The organism is Alphaproteobacteria bacterium (assembly GCA_015231795.1).
In the GTDB taxonomy this organism is placed as follows: domain Bacteria; phylum Pseudomonadota; class Alphaproteobacteria; order Rhodospirillales; family WMHbin7; genus WMHbin7.
Genome location: JADGAX010000001.1, coordinates 385,878 through 406,364, shown reverse-complemented (window position 1 = coordinate 406,364; position 20,487 = coordinate 385,878). Strand labels below are relative to the sequence as shown.

Sequence of the window (20,487 nt, the reverse complement as noted above, 5' to 3'; positions counted from 1 at the left end):
GTGAAATCAAAATATCAAACGGCCAGTCCCATCGGACTGGCCGTTTTTTCTTGTGTATGCCTTCTGGCGCTTGTCTTGAACGGCTGCGCTACGCCCCTTCCATTCGAGTCGCGCTACAGCCATGCCGAGGGGCTGGCGAAGAGTGGCGGCTGGTCTCCTTTTGTCGCCAATGACGCGGCAAGGTTTTCCTTGCAGGGATTTCGCGCGCCAGCGCGGCAAAACGGGACATTCTTGCGCATCTATATCGAAGGAGACGGTTATTCATGGACGTCGCCGTCCACGCCGTCTTCTGATCCTTCGCCGCGAAACCCGGTGGCGCTCAGAATGGCCCTGGCTGATCCGCTGGCGACACATTATCTGGCGCGACCTTGCCAGTTCGCGGGCAGGCATTCTTCTGGCTGCGAGACGCGTCATTGGACTTATGCCCGTTTCTCGCCTGAGTTGGTGCAAGCCGTCGATTCCGCTATCGACGAAATCGCATTTGGCAAAGAGCATAACGGCATTCAACTGGTCGGTTATTCGGGCGGGGGCGTGATGGCGGCTCTGATTGCTGCAAGGCGGCAAGACATTGCATTGTTGGCAACGGTAGCGGCCCCCCTCGATATCGACCTTTGGACCGCTATCAATAAGATTGGCCCGCTGCGAGAGTCACTAAGTCCGGTCGATTTTACGTCCTTTCTTCTTTGCGTGCCGCAATTGCATCTAGCCGGTGAGGATGACGATGTCGTTCCCCCTCGCGTGGTCGAGAGCTATCTTGCGAAATTGCAGACTTCTGTCGAGGAAAGACAGAGCAAAGCAAAATCATGTCAGTGGAAAGGAAAGTATGCCCCTTCCTTCAAATTGGTGACTGTGCAGGGGATAGACCATGACGGCGCATGGGACTTAGAATGGCGCAGATGGAGCCAACGACTTAATGACCATTTTGGACTTCGATAAATGGACAAAAACGAAGCGGTGGTGGCCTGCCAGTCGCTTGGCGGTTATATGACCACTATTTAGCCGTTCGTAAGAACGGCTGGGTCGTGCTAGTTTTCATTGTTCGATCATCTTGATTCGAGTCTGTTTTCATGACTTTGACGAATGGCGTCAGCATTCAAGCCTCCGTCGATCAGACCGTGCACGCGCTGGAGCGCGTCAGTTGTCTGATCGTCGATGGAAACAGGCATATGCGCACCTTGCTGAAGGGCGTGCTGCGCGCGTTTGGCATGCGCAACGTGCAAGAAACAAACGATGGGCCAAGCGCCATCAACGAGTTGAAGGTCAGTCCCTACGATCTTCTGATTACGGAATACGCGTTGGATTTGCTGGATGGCATCGATCTGACCCGCCTGATTCGAACAGGCAGCGACAGCCATAATCCTTTGATGCCGATCATCATGCTGACCGGTCATACCGAGCGCTACATCGTTTCCAGGGCCAGGGACGTCGGCGTCAACGAATTCTTGGCCAAGCCGATTTCCGCCGAGGCTTTGTATGTCCGCATCATCAGCGCGGTTTTCCATCCCAGGCCGTTCGTCAAGGCAAAGTCCTTCATGGGGCCGGATCGGCGTCGCCATGAAATGAAGAGCTTGAAGGGGCCGGACCACCGTCGGGTCCAGCCGGAAATGATCATGCCTAAAATCTGGTCGCTGGGCGACAAGAACAGAGATGCGGAAAGAAGGCCCACTGGAACATGACAAACGGAAAGCATCCATCATGAGCGAACTTCGTCACATGCGCGTACTTCTTGTCGAGGACAATGCCGGAGACGCCAGGTTGGTTCAGCTTGCCTTGGCCTCGGAAACTCTGGTCGAATTCGACGTCGTCCATGCCGATTGCTTGGCAGTCGCCAAGGAGCGACTTGCCGCGGGCGGCATTGATGCTGTGCTGTTGGACCTGTCCTTGCCCGACTCGTTTGGCATGAACACGGTGCGTGCTGTCATGGAGGCGGCGCCTGCGGTTCCCATCGTGGTCCTGACCGGTCTTGACGACGCCAAGGTAGGCTATGATTCCGTCAAAGAGGGCGCTCAGGATTATCTGGTCAAGGGCCATGCCGATGGCGATCAACTAAGGCGCGCCATTCTTTATGCCGAATATCGCAAAGCCAGCCAACTGACCATCGAGCGGCTGCATCACCGCCACGATCAGATTCTAAGCTCGCTGGGCGAGGGGGTTGTGGGGCTTGACGCGTCGGGCAAAACCGTCTTTCTCAATCCTGAAATTCTGCGCATGACGGGGCTTGCCAGTGACGACGTGATGGGACGATTCCCGCAGACGGCCTTCAGGGAAATCGATGCCGACGGCAGGCTGTGCCTGTTCGAAGGCAGCCAGATCGCCAAGACGCTGGCGGATGGTCAGGTCCGTCATGTTTCGGATGTTTTCCTGACCAGCCAGGATGGAACGCCGATTCCCGTCGATTACATCGTCAATCCGATGCGAGGCCAAGCGGATGGGATTGAGGGCGCCGTGGTGGCCTATCGCGACGTCAGCGACCGTCAGCAAGCCTTCGATGTGCTGCGCCGCCAATTGGACTTTCATCAACGCATGATCGATGCCGTGGCGCTGCCCTTGTTCTATCTCGACACGGAATGCGTCATTTTGGGCTGCAATCTGGCTTTCGGGAAATTGGTCGACAAGGCTCCCTTCGCCATGCTGGGCCAGCATGCGCCGGACAGTCTGCCGGTTGCCATCGGCGGAGTTCTGACCGGGGCGATGGACAAGCTGTTGGATGGCGAAACTGTTTCGCTTGAAATCCTGTTGGATGAAATGGTCTTGCTGACGTTGGCGCCGATCACGGATGCGCGCGAGGAACTGCTGGGCTTCGTGGGCGCTCTCAGCCGGGTGTAATCGTCCTTACGACAGATGTTTGTCGGGCAGGCTGACGTGAAAAGCGCTGCCCTCTCCGAGTGTCGATTCGACCCAAATCCGTCCCTGATGCCGCTCGGCGACCTTCTTGCAGATGGCCAAGCCGATGCCGCTTCCCCCGTATTGCTGTCGGCTGTGCAGGCGCTGGAACACGCCGAAGATGCGGTCGAGATTCTCTGGCGCCATGCCGATGCCGTTGTCGGCCACGGTGATGACCCATTGTCCAAAGGCCTTGGCGGCGGATATGCGAATCACCGGCTTGCGATCCGGATCGCGATATTTCAGGGCGTTGCCGATCAGGTTCTGGAACAGACTCATCAGCATGCCGTAATCGCCGCGCACAGCGGGCAGGGGGGAGGTGAATTCGATCGTTCCGTTCGATCCCTCGATGGTTGGCTTTAGATTCAAAACGGCTTCATCCACCGCTTCCTTCAGATCGACCAGGGTGAAGGCCCGGTCGCCCCGTCCGATGCGGGAATATTCCAGCAGGTCTTGAATCATGCCGTCCATGCGTTTGGCGCCATCGACGGCGAAAGCGATGAATTCCTTCGAATCTTCGTCGAACTTGTCGATATTCCTCTTGGCCAGCAGCGAGACGAAACCGCTGATCATGCGCAAAGGTTCGCGCAGATCGTGCGAGGCGACATAGGCGAACTGTTCGAGATCGGCGTTCGAGCGTTTCAGGTTGTCCAGCAACGCCACGCGCTCGGTGATGTCGTATTGGATGCCGCTCCAGATAATGTCGCCATTCGCCTGCAGGTTGGGGCGCGATTCAATGTGCAGCCAGCGCGTTTCGCCGTTCTCATTGATTAGGCGGCCTTCCCACTCGAATGGTTTCAGCTTCAGGCGCGCCTCGGTGTTGAACTTGAAGAACTTCTCCATATCCTCGGGATGGAATTTCGAGAAAGTCGCTTCGACGCTCTCCATGGCGGTTTCCCTGGAAACGCCCAGATCGCTGCACCAGCGAGGACTGACATATTCGAAACGCTGGCTGCCATTGCTCTGCATGCGCAGTTTGTAGATGCCGACCGGAATCTGATTCACCAGATCGTTGAAGTCAGCCAGGCTTTTCTGAAGGGCGGCCTCGGAATCCTTGCGCGCGGCCTCGAAATGACGGGCGCGTTTTTGGTAATGGGCCAGCGCCAGGATCGAGGCCAACGCAATCACGGCGAGAATGGCGGCCTGCGTAATGGCGCTTCTGGTCCAGACGGCATAGACGCTGTCGATGTCGCGGCTGACCGAGGCCACGAAGAAGTGGTTGGTTTGCAGATTCTCGGGGCGGATGTTGATCATGGCCATGATGCGGTTCTCGCCGGTTCCATAAACCGTTCCGCTGAAAATACTTACGTCTTTTCCGCTTTCCATGTGTCTTGTGAAAAACGAATTAGGCTTTAAGACGTTCATGCCCGCCGTTCCCTCGCGATCGGGGCGCAGCATGAAATGGATGCCGCTGCTGTGCGCCAGGGCAGACCACATGTCCGGCGCATAATTGACCGAGGACAGAAGGGTGGCAAAATAATCGGGGTCGAGGCTGGCGTTCACCACGCCGTCGAACCCGCCGTTGGGGCCGGGGATCATCCGGGTGGCCCCGATGATGAAGACGTTGAGAAGGCTGGTGAAGGGCGGCGAGAGATACAGCATGTCGGGGGAAGGCGCTCGCTGCGCATCCTTGAAGTAATCGCGACTGGAAACGTTCGCTCCCAAAATTTCCGGTCGGTTGGCGGCGCTCACGATCCCGTTCTTGTCGACGATGGAAAAGGTTCGAATGCCGGGCATGGCGTTGGCGAGCGCCCTAAGACGCACGGTTGCGCCGTCTCCCCAACCGTCCTTGCCGCGCCAGCGGGGGAGATCGTTGACGAGTTCCTGAAGGGCGGCGTTGGTGGCCCTGATTTCCTGTTCCAGGTTCTTGTGGATCACCTGGGCTTGGGTCTGAAGCCGTTGGCGCTCGGAATCCGTCACATGATGGTGGTCGAGCAAAATGTTGTAGCCGCCATTCAAGCACAGGAGAAAAAGTGCGCCCCCCAGAAGAAGCCACTGCGCAGTGTAGGAGGAAATGCTTGGCGTCTTGAGCATAGGATTAGGGTTTCGATTCTCTAGGCGGATCGATTGGTCTTAGATATCGTGGGGGTATTTTAGCCTAAATTCAACTGCCCGTCGAAAATATATTTTTAATCTACTCTTGTGAAATATTGGGTTTTTTTGGACGTCTTCTCTTTGAATGATCCGCTTGGTTGCGCGGAATCTACCGTCTTTCGTCGATCTGGCCGGATTGCTCGTCTTTCGAATCCTCGATGACGGCGTAACCGTTTTTGCGGTAAAGCGTCAGCACGCGCTGATAATAGCCGACCGACCCGGCATGGTGGCCGATGGTGATCACGGTGGAGCCGGCGAATTCCGATTTCAGCAGTTCCATCATGTCGGCCTCGCCGATCGGGTCCAAGGCGTCCAGGGCTTCCTGGATGAAAATCCAGTCGGGGCGCTGGATGAGAAGCCTAGCGAAACTCAGCCTTTGCTGTTCTGCCGACGACAGAATCTGATCCCATTTGTCATGTTCTTCCAGACGGTCGACCAAATGTGTCAGGCCGACGCGAACCAAGGCGTGGCGTGCGACGTCCTCTTCATAGGTGAACTCTTCCGCCGGATAGCAGATGCATGATTTCAGCTTGCCCTCGGGCAGGAATGGGTGCTGCAACATGATGAAAATGCGCCCGTCCTTAGGCAGTTCGATCTTTCCGCTCCCCCATGGCCAAAGACCAGCCACCGCCTTGAACAGATTGACCGACGCGCCGGGTTCGCCATCGACGAGAATCTTCTCGCCCAGGGCGATGTCCGCGGTGAATTTGCTGATCACCATGTCGCCGTCGGCGCTGGCAAGTTCGAAATTCTTGAAGGAAAGGACGGGCAAGTCGCCGCTTGCGACGTCGATGCGTTCCCATCCCGGCGCATCGACGCGGTCGGCCAGATGGTCAAGCGCGTGGTGCAGATTCTGGACGCGCTCCACCGAGGCGCGCCAAGCGGCCATGTTGGCGAAATTGTCGATCGGCCAGGACAGGGCGGCCACCATCTGCTGGAAAGCCTGCGCCGTCTGCATCAGAACGCCCAGGGTGATGACGTGGGCGATATAGCGAGGGGCGGCCACCATGATCGGGAAAATGGCGGCCAGGATCGACCAGGCGGTCGAGAACATGAACAGATAGGTGAGCGCCTGAGTCTGCTTGTCCCAGGCCACGGTGACCAGTTTGAACAGCCACGAGAAGATGCCCCGCTCGTGCCGTTCGCCGCGCAACAGCGCGATGGGCAGCGAGTTTTCGCGAGCATGAACCAGACTATAGCGAAAGTCGGCCTCGGCGGTCTGGCGCTGATTGGCCGCCCTGACCAGGGGATAGCCCAGCACCATGGCAATGCCGGTGCCGACCATGGCGTACAGGATGGCGATCCAGACCAGATGGCCGGGCAGATAAAAGGAGAAACTGCCGTACTGAACTTCGGGCGGGCCGGACAATGTCCACAGGATGCTGGCGAAACTGATCAGCAGCAAAATGCAGTAGAGCAGCGATCCCGCCAAATCGATGGCGGTTTCGGTGGTGATGCGGATGTCTTCGGCGATGCGGCCATCGGGATTGTTGTGGTCGCCCGGCATATGGGTCACCAGATAATGCCGCCCATGGCTCATCCATTCATTCATCAAACGCTTGGTCAGCCAATTGCGCCAGCCGATTTGCAGGCGGCGCTTGAACCTGAGATGCAGGGTGCCGACGCTGACGTTTAAAACGATGATCAGCCCCAGGATGCCGATCAGGAAGAAGAAGCGATGCATCTCGCGCAATTCCAGCGCGTTGAACAGGGCCTCGTTCCATTTGTTGAGGGCCACCGCCAAGCTGACCGAGGCGACGGTCAGAACGACCAGCACCGCCGTGCGCCACCAGACCTGAAACGCCTCTTCGCTGCGGCAATAGGGACCCGCCAGGCGCAGGAATTTTGGGAAAAACTCGATCCATCCGGCAAGTTGCCCCTTGGGCGGAAGCAATTCCTCGGGACGGCGCCGACGCCGGTCGTGAAGCGGAAAGCTGGGGGCTCTTAAGCCATGATCTTCGTCGTTCTGGTTTGCCACGGCCGGGTCTTCCCCCTAGAGGCTCTTTTCCTAGAATAAATCTTAAGCCGATTTTCTGAAGGGAGTGTAAAGAAACATGAGCAAAAAGACTAATTTGCAGGCGAGTAGCGCACGGCTTCCTCGGCGGCGCGGATCAAGGCCCGGGCCTTGTTCATGCATTCCTGATACTCGGATTCGGCCACGCTGTCATAAACGATGCCCGCCCCGGCCTGAACATACATCGTGCCGTCCTTGATCAGCGAGGTGCGCAGCGCAATGCAGGTGTCCATGGCGCCGTTGGCGGCCAGATAGCCGATGCATCCGGCATAGAAGCTGCGGCGCACCGGCTCCAACTCGTCGATGATCTCCATGGCCCGCACCTTGGGGGCGCCCGAAACGGTGCCCGCCGGAAAACCGGCCATCAAGGCGTCCATCGCGTCGTGTTTGGGGTCGATGCGCCCCACCACGTTCGACACGATATGCATGACCTGGGAATAATATTCGACCGACATCTGATCGGTCACGCGCACCGAACCGATCTTGGCCACCCGGCCCACATCGTTGCGGCCCAGGTCCAGCAGCATCAGATGCTCGGCCAGTTCCTTGGGGTCGGACAATAGGTCGGCGGCCAGGGCCTTGTCTTCCTCGGGGGTTGCGCCGCGCTTGCGCGTGCCCGCCAGGGGGCGGATGGTCACCACGCCGTCGCGCAGCCTGACCAGAATCTCGGGGCTGGACCCCACGATGGAAAAGCCGCCGAAATCCAGGAAGAACAGGAAGGGCGAGGGGTTGGTGCGCCTTAGCGCCCGGTAAAGCGAGAAGGGGGGCAGCTTGAAGGGGACAGACAGGCGCAGCCCCAGCACCACCTGAAAAATGTCGCCCGCCAGAATGTAGTCCTTGGCCTTGGCGACCATGGCGTGGAATTCCTCGCTGGTCGTGTTGGCCTGGGGGTCCGGCAGTTTTGCGGTTTCGTCCGCCACTTCGCGCCGATAGGGCAATTGGCGCGAGAAATCGGCCACCGTGTCGGCCAGACGTTCGGCGGCCAGGTCATAGGCGGCTTCGGCGGAAACGCCGTGCCTGGGGCGCACGGGCGTCACCACGGTCACCATCGCGTCGACATTGTCGAAGATGGCGATGATGGTGGGGCGCACAAACAATCCGTCGGGCACGCCCAAGGGATCGGGATTGGCGTCGGGCAGGCGTTCCATCAGGCGCACGGTATCGTAGCCCATATAGCCAACCAGTCCTGCCGACATGGGGGGCAGTTCGGGCGGCAGGTCGATGGCGCTTTCGGCCACCAGGGCGCGCAGGCTGTCGATGGCGCCCCGATCGTCTTGCAAGAATCCCTCGGCGCTTTTCAGGGCGTCGCGGTTGACTTCCGCCTGATTGCCCCGACAGCGCCAGATTAGATCCGGCTTCAAGCCGATCAGCGAATAGCGTCCGCGCACGGCGCCGCCTTCGACGGATTCAAGCAAGAAGCTGTTGGGGCGGCCCTCGGCCAGTTTCAGATAGGCGGAAACCGGCGTTTCCAGATCGGCGATCAGACGCGTCCAGACGACCTGGGGCTTGCCGTCACGATAGTTGCGGGCGAAGGCGTCGAATGCGGGAAGGGACTTCATGGTCTGTCGAAATAGCTGTTGATTGTCTTTTCGTGCTTCTTCACCCCATAGCGCGCCGCCAGGGCGCTGGTGTACTGATCGATCAGGTCGGCGGACAGTCCTTGCTCAAGCCCCTGGGCGATTTCGGTGCGCAGATCGGCGTTGTTCTTGATGTCGGCTGCCACGACCTTGCCCAGGCGCGCCACCATGGCGCCTTCCTGGGTGATCGACATCGCGGCGTCGCCCGGCTTGGCCTTGAACATGTCGGCCACCAGCTTGGGGGGCAGGCCGTGTTCATTGGGCTGGGAATCGCGCGTGAAGGGCGGCGTGGATTTGATCTTCAAACCCAGTTCCTGCGCCACGCTTCCCAATGCGGCGCCCGCCTTCAAACGTTCCAGGGCCTTCTGGGCGCGCTCGACGGCTATCTTGCGCCGCTCGCTCTCCTGCCACAGGGCCTTGACTTGTCCCTGCACCTCGGCGAACGGCTTCAAGGCGGCGGGGGTCACTTTGTCGACTTTGACGCCCAGAATGCCGTCATCCAATTCGATGACCGGACTGTCGGACCCTTCCGGCGTGGAAAAGGCCAATTCCAGAAGTTTGTTGGGAGCTGGCAGTTTTTTGACTGGAGCGCCAGTCATGTCCCGGCCCTTGGCGTCCAGGGGACCGAAGGAGGTCAGCTTGATGTTGAACTTCTTGGCGGCCTCTTCGATGTGCGAGCCGCCCGCCACTTCATCGACGATTTGCGCCGAAAGGGTGCTGAGCGCCTTGCCCGCATTTTCCTGGGCCAGTTCGGCGGCGATCTGTTCCTTGACGTCCTGGAGGGGCTTCGACGTCGACGGATTGATGCCCGTCACTTTCAGAAGATGCCAACCCATGGGCGATTTGATCGGCGCCGTCACGCCATCCTTGGGCAGTGAGAAGACGGGCGAGGACAGTTCGGCTGGCAGATCGCGCCGATCGATGCGGCCCAGAAGGGTCGAAGGCTCGTCCATGCCCGCTTCTTCCTTGGCGACCTTGACGAAAGACTCGCCCTTGTCCAGGCGGGCGCTGGCGGCCTTGGCCTTGTCGGCATTGTCGAACAGCATCTGAAGAACGACGCGCTTTTCCGGTTCGGCGAATTCCGCAACGCGCACCCGGTAGGCTTCCTCGACATCGGCGTCGGAAGGCTTGGCCTCTTGCGCCAGATTGTCCAAGGTGACGTGCAGAACCTGGATTTGCCTTGTTTCCGGCTGCGTGAACTGGGCGGCGTTGGCCTTGTGAAACTCGGCCAGAACGCTGTCCGCGGGCAAGGCGGGGGCGGTCATGGACGCCGCCTCGGCAACCAGCATGTCGGCCACGCGTCTTTCATGGCGGTGGGCGAAGACCTCGTTGACCAGCACGTTGGGAACCGGCACGGCGCCGCTGATGGCGCTTAACAGTTGGCCGCGCACGACATCGCCGCGCAGCAGCTTCAGAAAGTCCTGCTCGGACATGTTGTTGTCGCCAAGCGTGCTCAGATACAGGTTTTTGTCGAAGCCGCCGTTCTCGCCTTGGAAGGCGGGAATGCTTCTGATCATCTGCTGCAATTCGCCGTCGCCCACCGAAAGACCAAGACGCTTGGCTTCAAGCTCGATCAGGTTGCGAGCCACCAATTGCTCCAGCGAACGGTCCAGCAGACCCATCTGGCGGGCCTGCTCGTTGGTGAGCTTGTTTCCGAACAACGGGCGCAGGCGCTTGACCTCGCGGTCGAAACTCTTGGCCAGTTCCTGAATGGTGATGACGCGGTCGCCCACGTCGGCGGCCGTGTTGTCGGACGTGACTCGCTTGAAGACGTCGCCAACGCCCCAGGCGGCGAAACTGACGATCAGCAAGGCCAGGAGGATTTTGACCACCCAGGTCTTGGAGGCGTTGTGCAGTGCTTCAAGCATCGGTCAACCCTTTGAAAAAGTCCGGCATCATAATGGGCGGGCAGGATAGCCGCAACCCCCTCAGGCTGGAACCTGCACCCCTAATTCCCTAAGGAAAGCGCGGTCCTGGTCAGGGTCGGCATTGTCCGTGGTCAAAAGACGCTCACCGTAGAAGATCGAGTTGGCCCCGGCCAGGAAGCAAAGCGCCTGGGCCTCCGGGCTTAGGCGCCTGCGCCCGGCGGCAAGCCGGATGCGCGAGCGGGGCATGACGATCCTTGCCGTGGCGATCATGCGCACGAAGTCGAGCGGCGGGACGTCTTCGCGCTCTTCGAGCGGCGTGCCTTCGATGGCGACCAGGGCGTTGATGGGCACGCTTTCGGGGTGCGGGTTCATGTTGGCCAGCACGCGCAGCGCCGAAGCGCGGTCGGCAAGGCTTTCGCCCAAGCCGATGATGACCCCGGTGCACAGATCGATGCCCTGTTCGCGCACGATGGCCAGGGTTTCCAGCCGGTCTTCCAGGGTGCGGGTGGTGATGATCTGGCCGTAATATTCGGGGCTGGTGTCGATATTGTGGTTGTAGGATTGCAGCCCCGCCGCCTTCAGCGCTTTGGCGTGGCGCGGTTTCAGCATGCCCATGGTCAGGCAAGGTTCCATGTCCTGGGCGCGAACGGCGCGCACCATTTCGAGAACAGCTTCAAATTCAGGGCCATCGGTCACTTCTCGCCCGGCGACGCCCATGCAAAAGCGGACGGTTCCTTGCTTTTTGGCCTCTTTGGCGGCCATCACCACCTCGTCCAAACGGCTTAAGGGCGTGCGGGTGATATCCAGGGCCTCGTGATGGGCCGACTGGCTGCAATAGGAGCAATCCTCGGCGCAGCCCCCGGTCTTGATGTTCATCAGAGCCGCCAGTTGAACGCCCTGGTTGTCGGTATTGGCCTTGGCGATCTCGTGGGCCTTCGACACCAATTCGAGCAAAGGCAGCGCCAGCAGCGTTTCGATTTCGTTGGTTGTCCAGTCGTGGCGAGGCGCGGTCATGCAAGGCTACTCCAAAATGCGGGGGCGCAGCATAGGAGTAGAGATGGGAGACGGCAACAGGGGATCAAGATTGGGCTTTGGGAAGCTCCAGGCGCACGGCAAGTCCGCCCAGCTCCGAAACGCCCAGTTCCAGCTTGCCGCCATAGGCTTCGGCCAGATCCAGGGCGATGGACAGGCCCAATCCGCTGCCGGGCACGCTTTCGTCCAGCCGCTTGCCGCGCTCAAGCATCTCGGCTTGGCGTTCCTGGGGGATGCCGGGGCCGTCATCCTCGATCGTCACGCTGATCTGTTCCGCCGCCTGACCCAAAGTTACCCTGACCCGCGTTGACGCCCAGATGAAGGCGTTTTCGATCAACACCCCTAGCATTTCTTCCAGGTCCTGGCGCTCGCCCTGGAACCACAAGCCGCGCTCGCCTTCCAATGTCGCCTTCAGGCTTCGTCCGGCCTTCAGTTTGCCGATGGTCTGAACCAGCCGCGACGCCGTTTCCGCCAGTTCCGTGCGGCTGCCCAGCACACCCTTGGCCGCCGCGATGCGGGCGCGCTTCAAATGGTGGGTGATGCTGGCGTTCATTTCGCTGGCCAAGATTTGCAATCTCTCCCCCTCGGGGCCGGGCATCGCGTGGGCTTCGTTCATCAGGGCCGCCAGAGGGGTCTTCAAAGCATGAGCCAGATTGCCCGCATGGGTGCGCGCCCGCTCGACGGTTTTTGCATTATGGTCGAGTAATTCGTTGATGCCGTCAGTTAGCGGGCTGATTTCATATGGAAAACTTCCATCGAGATGCTGTCTTTTGCCGACCCGGATTTCGGCCAGGGACTGACGCAGCCGTTGCAGGGGCTTTAAGCCCCATGTCACCTGAATCAGGATGGCGGCGATCAAGCCGCCACCCAGCAGAAAGAAGGTCAGGGCGATGTGACCCGCGAAATCCCAACTGGCGGCATGGATGCGTTGCTGGGGGCCTGCCGCCAGAAAGACCAGGGGCGGCGACGTCTCCGTCAGGCGAATGGACCTTGTCAGGGCGCGTAGATCCTCGCCCCTGGGGCCGGTCAGATTGAAGGCTTCGGCGGGCAGCGGGGCGGGCAAGACCAATTCACCATCCCACAGCGAACGGGAACGGGCGGCTTCCTTGCCGTCTTGCAGCAAAAGCCAGTACCAGCCCGAATAGGCCCGCCCATAGCGCGGATCGGCGGGGGGACGGTCGATAGCGGCTTGGCCTTCGATGTTCAGGTCGGCCAGCGCCGCCAGTTCCTCGATCTGCCCGGACAGTTCGGCGTCAAAGGCTTCCTCGGCGTGGATTTTGAACAGATGCACCAGCAAAAGGCCGGTCGCCAGCAAGGCGGCGGCCAGCCACAGACCCGACAACAGGACAAGGCGTTTGCGGATCGAGGCGGTGGGCGGGTTAGGCAGGTTCATCCGGCTCCGCCAGACGATAGCCTTGGCCTCGGTGGGTGCGGATCAGCCCTTCGCCCAACTTCTTGCGCAAGCGGCCGATGAACACCTCTATCGTATTGGAATCCCTGTCGAAATCCTGGGCGTAGACATGTTCGGTCAGTTCGGTGCGCGACACGATCTTGCCCCTGTGATGCAACAGATAGCCGATGATACGCGATTCATGGGCGGTCAGGGGAATGTCGCGACCGCCTAGCGTGCAGGTACCGCTGCTGGTGTCGAAAGCCAGCGGCCCGCATTCCAAAAGCGGTGAAGCCTGGCCCGCCGAGCGGCGGATCAAGGCCCGCAATCTGGCCAGCAACTCCTGCATATGGAAGGGTTTGGCCAGATAATCGTCGGCCCCGGCATCGAAACCGGCCACCTTCTCGCTCCAGGCGTCGCGGGCGGTCAGGATCAGGACGGGAATGGTCCGGCCGTCCTTGCGCCATTGCTTAAGGACGGAAACCCCGTCCATTTTTGGCAAGCCAAGATCAAGCACGATGGCGTCGTAAGGTTCGGTATCGCCCAGGAAATGGCCTTCCTCGCCATCGAAGGCTTGGTCCACCGCGTAACCCGCCTCGGTCAGGGCGTTCTTAAGCTGTTCGGCCAGACGTTTGTCGTCTTCGATCACCAAAAGGCGCATGACTATTTGCCCTTCTTGTCGTGGGGCGGCTTGGCCTTTTCCTTCATAATCTCTAGCGTTTGCGCATCAAGATAGAGTTTCCTGCGCCAGCCTTCCTTGGTCATCATCTTGATTTCATAAACGTATTTACCGTCTTCGCGCTCCAACTCGGCGTCCAGCAAATGTCCCTGATAAGCCGATTCGGCTTTAGCGATGGCGTCGGAAAGCGGGCGGATGTCTCCCTTTTTCACGGCTTCGCGCGCCTCGTCCTGGCTGATGGAATCAGCCAGGGCGCCGGGGGCGGCGGCAATCAACAGGGATAGAAACAAGGCCAAAGGTTGCATGGCCCGATTATATCCATGGCCAAGCTGAACGCAGGGTGAAAAACGTCGATCCTGTCCGAAACCCGACGTCCTGTCGGGTTCCATTCAAGACGTCACCCAGCTAAATCGTTGTAAATCATATGGTTGGTGTTGGCATGCGGCTTGAAAGGAGAAAGGTAGGAACGTAACCCACAGGAGGTTGCCTATGATGGTTCTGACCGATAGCGCCATTGGCGCGATCAAGCATCTGCTGGACGGCGCGGGCGAGGCCAGTGGCGGCCTGCGCATTATGGTCGCTTCGGGCGGCTGTTCGGGTTTTCGCTACAGCATGGGCATCGACGACCAGCCGCAGGCGGGCGATCGCATTTACCGTTTCGGCGATGTCAGGGTTTTCGTCGATCCCACCAGCCAGCCGATGCTGGATGGCGTGAATGTCGATTTCGTCGAGGATTTGGCGGGCGCCGGTTTCGTGTTCGAAAACCCCAACGCCAAGGGCAAGTGCGGTTGCGGCCAGTCTTTCAGTTGTGGTTGACGGGAGGCGGCGATGTCAGGAGTGCGCATTGCCATTAACGACACCACCCTGCGCGACGGCGAACAGACTGCCGGCGTGGCCTTTACCGTTGCCGAGAAGCTGGCCATCGCCAGGGCGCTGGACAAGGCCGGGGTGCAGGAATTGGAAGTCGGCATTCCCGCCATGGGCGAGGAAGAATGCCGGGGCATTCGGGCCATCGTCGGCGCGGGCCTGAAGGCCCGTCTGATCGGCTGGTGCCGTTTGAGGCAAGAAGACATCCTGGCCGCCGAAGCGGTGGGGCTTTCGTCGGTTCATCTGACCTTGCCGGTGTCCGACATCCAGTTGAAAGCCAAGATGAACCTAAGCCGCGCCCAGTTGCTGGCGGAAATGACTCGTCTGATTGCCAGCGCCGTCGCGCGCGGCTTGCAGGTCAGCATCGGCGGCGAGGATGCTTCAAGGGCCGATCCCGCCTTCGTGGCCGAGGTCGCCTGTGCCGCCCGCGACGCGGGTGCTAGGCGCTTTCGCTATGCCGACACGCTGGGCATTCTCGATCCTTTCGCCACCAGAGACGCCTTTGCCGCCCTAAGGTCCGCCGTGGGCGAGGCGTTCGAGTTGGAAATTCACGCCCATGACGATCTGGGACTGGCCAACGCCAATTCGCTGGCCGCCGTGAAAGGCGGGGCCACGCATGTCAGCACGACGGTCAACGGGCTGGGCGAGCGGGCTGGCAATGCGCCGCTGGAAGAAGTGGTGATGGCGTTGTCGCATCTTTACGGAATCGATTGTCAGGTGGATACGCATCAATTGCCGGAAGTGTCGCAATTGGTGGCCGAGGCTTCCGGCCGCCCGGTGCCGCCCAGCAAAAGCATCGTCGGCTCGGCCGTCTTCACCCACGAGGCGGGCATCCATGTTCAAGGGCTGTTGAAGAATCGCGCCACTTACCAGGGCATCGATCCGCATCTGGTGGGGCGCGAACATCGTTTCGTGCTGGGCAAACATTCTGGCCTAGCTTCCGTGCGCGAAGCCTATGCCGAACTGGGCGTGGCGCTGGGCGAGGCGCAGGCCAGGGCCATTCTGTCGCGCGTGCGCAGGCATGCCGTCATGACCAAACATGCGCCAGCCAGGGGTGATCTGGAGCGTTTCTTGTTGGATACCAGCGCTATTCCCGTCGTTTCCAGCCAGTTTGCCGATCTTGCCGCCGTCAACCGATTCACTGCGTAGGAGTGCGCGAAATGTGTGATGTCACGCTTGATCTGAAGGGGCTTTCCAGCGCCGAGGATTTCTTCAAGGAACTTGACGTTCCCTTCGAACCGGCTCGCCTGAATGTGGCCCGCCTGCATGTCTTGAAGGAGTTCAATATCCGGATGACCAAGGCGGAACTGGCGGGCGAAAAGATGAACCGCCCCCTGGCGCGCCGCCTGCTGGCCGAGGCCTACGAGGTCTTCACGGGCATCGATCCCAGGCAGGCCAAGCTATTCAAGGTGTTCTCGGGCGGCGGTTGTGGATCAGGCGGCGTTCAAGGATCGGGCCGGGGCTTCGTGGCCCTCGATCAGGTGGCGGTCAAGCGTTAGCCTCAGCCCGCATAACCGATGGCGGTGGTGATTTCCTTGATCAGTCGTTCCGACGAGATCGGCTTGCTTAGAACCTTTGTAGCCCCCGCCTGTTTGGCGACGTCAAGGACGAACGGGTCCTTTTCCCCGGTCAGAAGAAGCACGGGAATCTGGTGGTAGTCGCTGTCGCGGTCGCGCCGGACGTGATTGACGAACTGCATGCCGTCCATCTTGTCCATGTACAGATCGCACAAAATGACGTCGGGAATCCCCACTTTTTTGCCGATCAGCATATCGAGCGCCTGCTGGCCGTTTTCCGCCTCGCTGACCAGATTGATGCGCCCCTGGTTCAAAAGCTGACGAATGATGCTGCGCATCGACTTCTGGTCGTCGATGATGAGGACGTGAAAGGGCAGGGACTCGATTTGGTTCATTTAGCGGCGTCTTTCCAGAATTCGGTTGGCTGGATGCTAGCGGTATGGCCGCCGTCTGGAAAGCCGCGATTGGCCGAACTTAAAAAAGACATATTGTTGATGAATTGATTAGATGTTGGATGGCAAGCGCATGATGCGTTGCGGCATGCCTACTAACGGTGTATTTATTGCAACCACACGATTTATGGAAGGCTTTCATGCGCGTCGCCGTACTGATTCCCTGCTACAACGAGGAAGCCGCCATCACGAAAACGGTGGAGGATTTTCATAAGGCCCTGCCGGGCGCCATCGTTTACGTCTATGACAACAATTCGAAGGACCGCACGATCGAATTCGCCAAGGCGGCGGGCGCTGTCGTGAAAAGCGAGAATTTGCAGGGCAAGGGCCATGTGGTGCGGCGCATGTTCGCCGACATCGAAGCCGACATCTATGTCATGGCCGATGGCGACGCCACTTATCACGCGCCCAGCGCGCCTGCCATGATCCAAAAACTGGTGGACGAAAACCTTGATATGGTCGTGGGCACGCGCCTGCATACCGAAGAGGCGGGCGCCTTCCGCTCGGGGCACCAATTCGGCAACCATCTGATCACCGGCACGGTGGCTTGGCTGTTCGGCGACCGTTTCAAGGACATGCTGTCGGGCTATCGCGTTTTTTCGCGCCGATTTGCAAAATCCTTCCCGGCGCTGTCGCACGGATTTGAAACCGAAACCGAACTGGCTGTGCATGCCCTCAGTCTCAATATGCCGGTGGCCGAGGTGCAAACGCCTTATTTCGCCCGTCCGCCCGGATCGGTCAGCAAACTCAGCACCTATCGCGATGGCTGGCGTATCTTGAAGATGATCATCCGCCTGACCAAGGAAGAGCGCCCGCTGTTCTTCTTTGGCGGCCTGTCGGCCTTGATGGCCGTGCTGGCTTTGCTGCTGGCCCTGCCGGTCATCCTGACCTATCTGGAAACCGGATTGGTGCCGCGTTTTCCCACCGCCATCCTGTCGGCCAGCATCATGATCCTGGCCTTTCTGTCGCTGGCTTCGGGCTTCATCCTGGACAATGTCACCCGTGGGCGGCGCGAGATCAAACGCATGATCTACCTGTCCTATCCGGCGCCGGGTCAGGGATAGGCCAGACCTATCCCGGATTGGTGACGAAGGCGATTTTTTCGACCCCAGCCTTCTGGGCCAGGGCCATGATTTTGGCCACCTGTTCGTACAGCGTTGTCCGTTCGGCCCGAAGATGCATTTCTGCCTTGGGGTTGCTGGCCAAAATTTCGCGGCAGCGGGCTTCGAACGCCTCAATGGCGATAGGGACGTTGTCCACTGACAACAGTCCTTCCTTGTCCAGGGAGACGCGCAGCACGGTCGGCTTTTCCTCGATCCGGCTGGCGCTGGTCTGGGGCAGGTCGATGGGTACCGCCTCGTTGAACAAAGGGGCGGTGATGATGAAAATCACCAGCAACACCAACATGACGTCGACCAGCGGCGTCGTGTTGATGTCGGCCATGGGCTGGCTGTTGTTGTCGTTGAAACCGCCGAAGGACATCGTCAGCTCCGCTTAGGCAAGGTGTTGATGCGCGCCCCGGTCATCAGATAGGCGTGCAGATCGTGCGCGAAACCGTCCAATTGGGCCAGAATCAGCCGGTTGGCGCGGTTGAGCGCGTTGTAGGCCAGCACGGCGGGAATGGCTACGAACAGGCCCGCCGCCGTCATGATCAAAGCCTCGCCGACCGGCCCCGCCACCTTGTCCAGCACCACATGGGTGGCTCCTGCCAGCCCGACCAGGGCGTGGTAGATGCCCCACACCGTTCCGAACAGACCGATGAAGGGCGCCGTCGAGCCGACCGAGGCCAGGAAGGTAAGCCCGCTTTCGATCTTGGCCTGGGCATGGACGATGTAATTGCGCATGGCACGGGTCAGCAATTCGCTGTTGGAAACGCCCGATCCAATGCCTTGTTCCTGATGTCTGGCCTGCATGTCGGCGGCATTGGCCGCGGTTTCGGCCAATCCGAAGAACAGGCCTGTGCTGTCCTGGTCTCGCATCTGGGCCAACGCCTGATCCAGGGACGATGCCGCCCAGAAGCTGGTGAATATACGCCCCAGGCAGCGGTTGAGGCGCAGTTGCGCCAGCATCCTGGCCGCGATCACCCACCAACTGGCCAGCGACAGCAGCAGCAGCAGCAAGGCCACGCTTTGGGCTATGGCATCGCTGCGTTCAAGAAAAGTGAGAAGTCCGATTTGTTCGCTCACTGGGCGGCCTCGTTTTCAAGGGCTGGGGCGGCGGCGGTTGTCTGCTGCTTCAACCTCAACTGCCGACCGGCCTTCCTGGCCCCCAGCTTCTTGAAATAGATGACTAGGCCGGTGACGCAGATCACCGTCAGCAGAATTCCGGTCAGGCTGATGACGATCTGGCCCGCCAAGCCGAAGGCGCGGCCATTGTGCAGCGGATACATCCAGGCCATGAACGTGTCGCCGCCAGTCTCGTCGCTGCGGTCAAAAACCATCAACTGCTTGCCGGTGACGGCGTTGATATAGACATAGGTCATGCCGGCGTCCGAGATGTCGTCGGGGCCACGCATCGAAATGCGGAACTTGCCCTCGTCGGGATAGAACATGACGCTGCTGGGCGAGAGGTTCGGCATCAGGTTGCGGGCCAGATCGACGGCGCCGTCCCAAGAACTGGTGTTGGCCGCCCAGTTGGCGTTGGGATCAACATGGCAGACGCAGTTCTTCGAGGTCAGCGAGGAGAATTGCGACACCACCCAAACGAAAGGCGCTTTCAGATTGAGCTCGACGCTGGTCAGGGCCAGCACGAACAAGATGGGGAAGAACCACAGCCCGCCCGCCCGGTGCAGATCGAAATTGAGCTTGTAGCCCCCAGAGCGCCAGCGCAGCAGAAACGACTTCTTCCAGTTCTTCAGGTTCGGGAAGGACAGATAGGCGGCCCCAAAATGGTCGATCAGCCAGGCCAGAGCCACAAATCCCATCAGCCATTTGCCGAAATCGCCCAGGAACAGCGTGTAATGAAGCTTGGAAAGGAAGGGGATCAGGTTGGGCCGGTCAACCGAGAAGGTGCCGCTGCGGCGCGTCCCCAAAATTTTGCCATCATACGGATTGACGAAGACCTGTTGGTTGATGAGCTTGGTTCCTTCGCCGTCGCCGGGCTTGCGGCTGACCAGAAAGCGAAACGAGCGGTCTTCTGGCTCGTCGATGCGTACATAGGTGACGCGGGCTTCGGGGAAGCGCTCGTGCATCTTGGCGACAAGATCGTTCAGAGACAAACGCGCGCCGGTGGGGGTCACGTAATTCCATTCCGGATTGATGGCGCGGTCGAGTTCCTTGTTGAAGGCGATGATGGCGCCGGTGATGGCGGCGATGGCCAGGAAGAACAGAACAGTGATGCCAACCCAGCGGTGGATGAATAAGACTGCAGAACGCATGGCAACCTCCTATTGGGCGTCGGCGACGACGGTGCCGTCGAGCTTGAAGTGAATGGGGATGGTGACGCTGGCGGCGACCGCATGATGTCCCCGGCGCGCCGGCTTGAATTTCCATTGCCGTACGGCTTCCATTGCCGCTTTGTCCAGGGCTTCCGAGCCGCTGCTTTTGGCAATTTTTATGAGTGCCGGAAGGCCCATGGGGTCGATGTCCACATGCAAAAGAACGCGTCCTTCGATGCCGCGCTTGCGGGCCGATATCGGATAAAGAGGTAGGGACCGGTCGAGATAGGAAACGCGCTGGAAGTCATCGACAACCGGGCCGGAATTCGCGGCAGGGCTGGCGACGGCGGGTGCTGCCTGCGCAGCGCTGTCGATGGCCGGTTCCTGGGCGACAGGGGCCGCGACGGGTTTTGCGGTAGGCGTTTGCGCCAGAACCGGCTTTGCGGGCTTGGCCTTGGCCTTCGATACGGGCGTCGTTTGCGGAACGACTTGTGGCAAGGGCGGCGCCGCGACGGGCGGCGGTGCGGCCACCAGTTGGAAGGATGGGCCGGGCAGGGATGGCCTGCTTGGAAGCGGCATGCCGCCACTCCAAAGCAGTGCCATGCCGCCCGCCAGATGCAGGGCCAGCGAGATCGCGCCAAAGCGGACATCCTTTGGCGTGACTAGAGCAGGTCGCCTAAAATCGAAGCCGTTTGTCGGCATCGATTGAAGGCGTGAATCTGCTCTAGCAATTTGTCT

20 protein-coding genes are annotated in these 20,487 nt (G+C 59.9%); 7 read left to right on the top strand and 13 right to left on the bottom strand.

What is annotated here, in order from left to right:
• The 3 genes from HQL44_01875 to HQL44_01865 all read left to right on the top strand — a co-directional run bounded on the left by HQL44_01875 (position 1) and on the right by HQL44_01865 (position 2,826).
• The gene (locus tag HQL44_01875) at positions 1–936 is read left to right on the top strand and encodes an alpha/beta hydrolase (GenBank protein MBF0267317.1); all 936 of its coding nucleotides are present in this window, start codon (positions 1–3) and stop codon (positions 934–936) included.
• Between the two features lie 131 nt (positions 937–1,067).
• Entirely contained in the window at positions 1,068–1,676 is a 609-nt protein-coding gene (locus HQL44_01870) for a response regulator (GenBank protein ID MBF0267316.1), read from the top strand.
• 19 nt (positions 1,677–1,695) lie between these two features.
• Positions 1,696–2,826, top strand: a complete 1,131-nt coding sequence (locus tag HQL44_01865; GenBank protein ID MBF0267315.1) for a PAS domain-containing protein — start codon at positions 1,696–1,698, stop codon at positions 2,824–2,826.
• A 6-nt stretch (positions 2,827–2,832) separates the two neighbouring features.
• Here the strand turns inward: HQL44_01865 and HQL44_01860 are convergent, their stop codons facing one another.
• From HQL44_01860 to HQL44_01825, 8 genes are all read right to left on the bottom strand, one after another.
• A complete protein-coding gene (locus HQL44_01860; GenBank protein MBF0267314.1) occupies positions 2,833–4,917 on the bottom strand; it encodes a PAS domain-containing protein in 2,085 nt (694 codons plus the stop codon).
• Between the two features lie 169 nt (positions 4,918–5,086).
• Entirely contained in the window at positions 5,087–6,955 is a 1,869-nt protein-coding gene (locus HQL44_01855) for an ABC transporter ATP-binding protein/permease (protein ID MBF0267313.1), read from the bottom strand.
• Positions 6,956–7,044: 89 nt separating this feature from the next.
• A complete protein-coding gene (locus tag HQL44_01850; GenBank protein ID MBF0267312.1) occupies positions 7,045–8,550 on the bottom strand; it encodes an anthranilate synthase component I in 1,506 nt (501 codons plus the stop codon).
• Complete coding sequence (locus tag HQL44_01845) at positions 8,547–10,436, bottom strand: SurA N-terminal domain-containing protein (GenBank protein MBF0267311.1); 1,890 nt, start codon at positions 10,434–10,436, stop codon at positions 8,547–8,549. The genes HQL44_01850 and HQL44_01845 overlap by 4 nt, the downstream gene beginning before the upstream one ends.
• Positions 10,437–10,496: 60 nt before the next feature.
• Positions 10,497–11,450, bottom strand: coding sequence for a biotin synthase BioB (gene bioB, locus HQL44_01840; GenBank protein ID MBF0267310.1), 954 nt, complete (start codon positions 11,448–11,450; stop codon positions 10,497–10,499).
• 64 nt (positions 11,451–11,514) lie between these two features.
• Positions 11,515–12,861, bottom strand: a complete 1,347-nt coding sequence (locus HQL44_01835) for a sensor histidine kinase (GenBank protein ID MBF0267309.1) — start codon at positions 12,859–12,861, stop codon at positions 11,515–11,517.
• On the bottom strand, positions 12,848–13,519 hold the full coding sequence (locus tag HQL44_01830) for a response regulator transcription factor (protein MBF0267308.1): 672 nt from the start codon (positions 13,517–13,519) through the stop codon (positions 12,848–12,850). The genes HQL44_01835 and HQL44_01830 overlap by 14 nt, the downstream gene beginning before the upstream one ends.
• A gap of 2 nt (positions 13,520–13,521) precedes the next feature.
• A complete protein-coding gene (locus HQL44_01825) occupies positions 13,522–13,842 on the bottom strand; it encodes a PepSY domain-containing protein (protein ID MBF0267307.1) in 321 nt (106 codons plus the stop codon).
• A gap of 184 nt (positions 13,843–14,026) precedes the next feature.
• Here HQL44_01825 and HQL44_01820 point away from each other — a divergent pair, with 184 nt between their 5' ends.
• Genes HQL44_01820 through HQL44_01810 form a run of 3 tightly spaced genes read left to right on the top strand, consistent with a single transcriptional unit; the run spans position 14,027 to position 15,903 of the window.
• Entirely contained in the window at positions 14,027–14,353 is a 327-nt protein-coding gene (locus tag HQL44_01820; GenBank protein ID MBF0267306.1) for an iron-sulfur cluster assembly accessory protein, read from the top strand.
• 12 nt (positions 14,354–14,365) lie between these two features.
• Positions 14,366–15,553, top strand: a complete 1,188-nt coding sequence (gene nifV, locus HQL44_01815; GenBank protein ID MBF0267305.1) for a homocitrate synthase — start codon at positions 14,366–14,368, stop codon at positions 15,551–15,553.
• 11 nt (positions 15,554–15,564) lie between these two features.
• Complete coding sequence (locus tag HQL44_01810) at positions 15,565–15,903, top strand: hypothetical protein (protein ID MBF0267304.1); 339 nt, start codon at positions 15,565–15,567, stop codon at positions 15,901–15,903.
• Positions 15,904–15,905: 2 nt separating this feature from the next.
• On the opposite strand, the gene HQL44_01805 is transcribed toward HQL44_01810, so the two are convergent.
• Positions 15,906–16,316: a response regulator gene (locus tag HQL44_01805; GenBank protein MBF0267303.1), complete on the bottom strand. Its 411-nt coding sequence runs from the start codon at positions 16,314–16,316 to the stop codon at positions 15,906–15,908.
• A 197-nt stretch (positions 16,317–16,513) separates the two neighbouring features.
• Here HQL44_01805 and HQL44_01800 point away from each other — a divergent pair, with 197 nt between their 5' ends.
• The gene (locus HQL44_01800) at positions 16,514–17,437 is read left to right on the top strand and encodes a glycosyltransferase (protein MBF0267302.1); all 924 of its coding nucleotides are present in this window, start codon (positions 16,514–16,516) and stop codon (positions 17,435–17,437) included.
• A gap of 7 nt (positions 17,438–17,444) precedes the next feature.
• Here the strand turns inward: HQL44_01800 and HQL44_01795 are convergent, their stop codons facing one another.
• From HQL44_01795 to HQL44_01780, 4 genes are all read right to left on the bottom strand, one after another.
• Positions 17,445–17,855, bottom strand: coding sequence for a biopolymer transporter ExbD (locus HQL44_01795; protein ID MBF0267301.1), 411 nt, complete (start codon positions 17,853–17,855; stop codon positions 17,445–17,447).
• 2 nt (positions 17,856–17,857) lie between these two features.
• A complete protein-coding gene (locus HQL44_01790) occupies positions 17,858–18,442 on the bottom strand; it encodes a MotA/TolQ/ExbB proton channel family protein (GenBank protein MBF0267300.1) in 585 nt (194 codons plus the stop codon).
• 113 nt (positions 18,443–18,555) lie between these two features.
• Positions 18,556–19,749 (bottom strand): PepSY domain-containing protein, encoded by a 1,194-nt coding sequence (locus HQL44_01785; GenBank protein ID MBF0267299.1) that lies wholly within the window; start codon positions 19,747–19,749, stop codon positions 18,556–18,558.
• Positions 19,750–19,758: 9 nt separating this feature from the next.
• On the bottom strand, positions 19,759–20,451 hold the full coding sequence (locus tag HQL44_01780; GenBank protein MBF0267298.1) for an energy transducer TonB: 693 nt from the start codon (positions 20,449–20,451) through the stop codon (positions 19,759–19,761).
• Positions 20,452–20,487 lie beyond the last annotated feature (36 nt).

What these genes read in the sequence shown, in the direction of transcription:
- HQL44_01870 (MBF0267316.1), top strand. Translation starts at nt 1,068, where the DNA reads ATGACTTTGACGAATGGCGTCAGCATTCAAGCCTCCGTCGATCAGACC.
- HQL44_01865 (MBF0267315.1), top strand. Translation starts at nt 1,696, where the DNA reads ATGAGCGAACTTCGTCACATGCGCGTACTTCTTGTCGAGGACAATGCC.
- HQL44_01860 (MBF0267314.1), bottom strand. Translation starts at nt 4,917, where the DNA reads ATGCTCAAGACGCCAAGCATTTCCTCCTACACTGCGCAGTGGCTTCTT.
- HQL44_01850 (MBF0267312.1), bottom strand. Translation starts at nt 8,550, where the DNA reads ATGAAGTCCCTTCCCGCATTCGACGCCTTCGCCCGCAACTATCGTGAC.
- HQL44_01845 (MBF0267311.1), bottom strand. Translation starts at nt 10,436, where the DNA reads ATGCTTGAAGCACTGCACAACGCCTCCAAGACCTGGGTGGTCAAAATC.
- bioB (MBF0267310.1), bottom strand. Translation starts at nt 11,450, where the DNA reads ATGACCGCGCCTCGCCACGACTGGACAACCAACGAAATCGAAACGCTG.
- HQL44_01835 (MBF0267309.1), bottom strand. Translation starts at nt 12,861, where the DNA reads ATGAACCTGCCTAACCCGCCCACCGCCTCGATCCGCAAACGCCTTGTC.
- HQL44_01830 (MBF0267308.1), bottom strand. Translation starts at nt 13,519, where the DNA reads ATGCGCCTTTTGGTGATCGAAGACGACAAACGTCTGGCCGAACAGCTT.
- HQL44_01825 (MBF0267307.1), bottom strand. Translation starts at nt 13,842, where the DNA reads ATGCAACCTTTGGCCTTGTTTCTATCCCTGTTGATTGCCGCCGCCCCC.
- HQL44_01820 (MBF0267306.1), top strand. Translation starts at nt 14,027, where the DNA reads ATGATGGTTCTGACCGATAGCGCCATTGGCGCGATCAAGCATCTGCTG.
- nifV (MBF0267305.1), top strand. Translation starts at nt 14,366, where the DNA reads ATGTCAGGAGTGCGCATTGCCATTAACGACACCACCCTGCGCGACGGC.
- HQL44_01810 (MBF0267304.1), top strand. Translation starts at nt 15,565, where the DNA reads ATGTGTGATGTCACGCTTGATCTGAAGGGGCTTTCCAGCGCCGAGGAT.
- HQL44_01805 (MBF0267303.1), bottom strand. Translation starts at nt 16,316, where the DNA reads ATGAACCAAATCGAGTCCCTGCCCTTTCACGTCCTCATCATCGACGAC.
- HQL44_01800 (MBF0267302.1), top strand. Translation starts at nt 16,514, where the DNA reads ATGCGCGTCGCCGTACTGATTCCCTGCTACAACGAGGAAGCCGCCATC.
- HQL44_01795 (MBF0267301.1), bottom strand. Translation starts at nt 17,855, where the DNA reads ATGTCCTTCGGCGGTTTCAACGACAACAACAGCCAGCCCATGGCCGAC.
- HQL44_01790 (MBF0267300.1), bottom strand. Translation starts at nt 18,442, where the DNA reads ATGCTGGCGCAACTGCGCCTCAACCGCTGCCTGGGGCGTATATTCACC.
- HQL44_01785 (MBF0267299.1), bottom strand. Translation starts at nt 19,749, where the DNA reads ATGCGTTCTGCAGTCTTATTCATCCACCGCTGGGTTGGCATCACTGTT.
- HQL44_01780 (MBF0267298.1), bottom strand. Translation starts at nt 20,451, where the DNA reads ATGCCGACAAACGGCTTCGATTTTAGGCGACCTGCTCTAGTCACGCCA.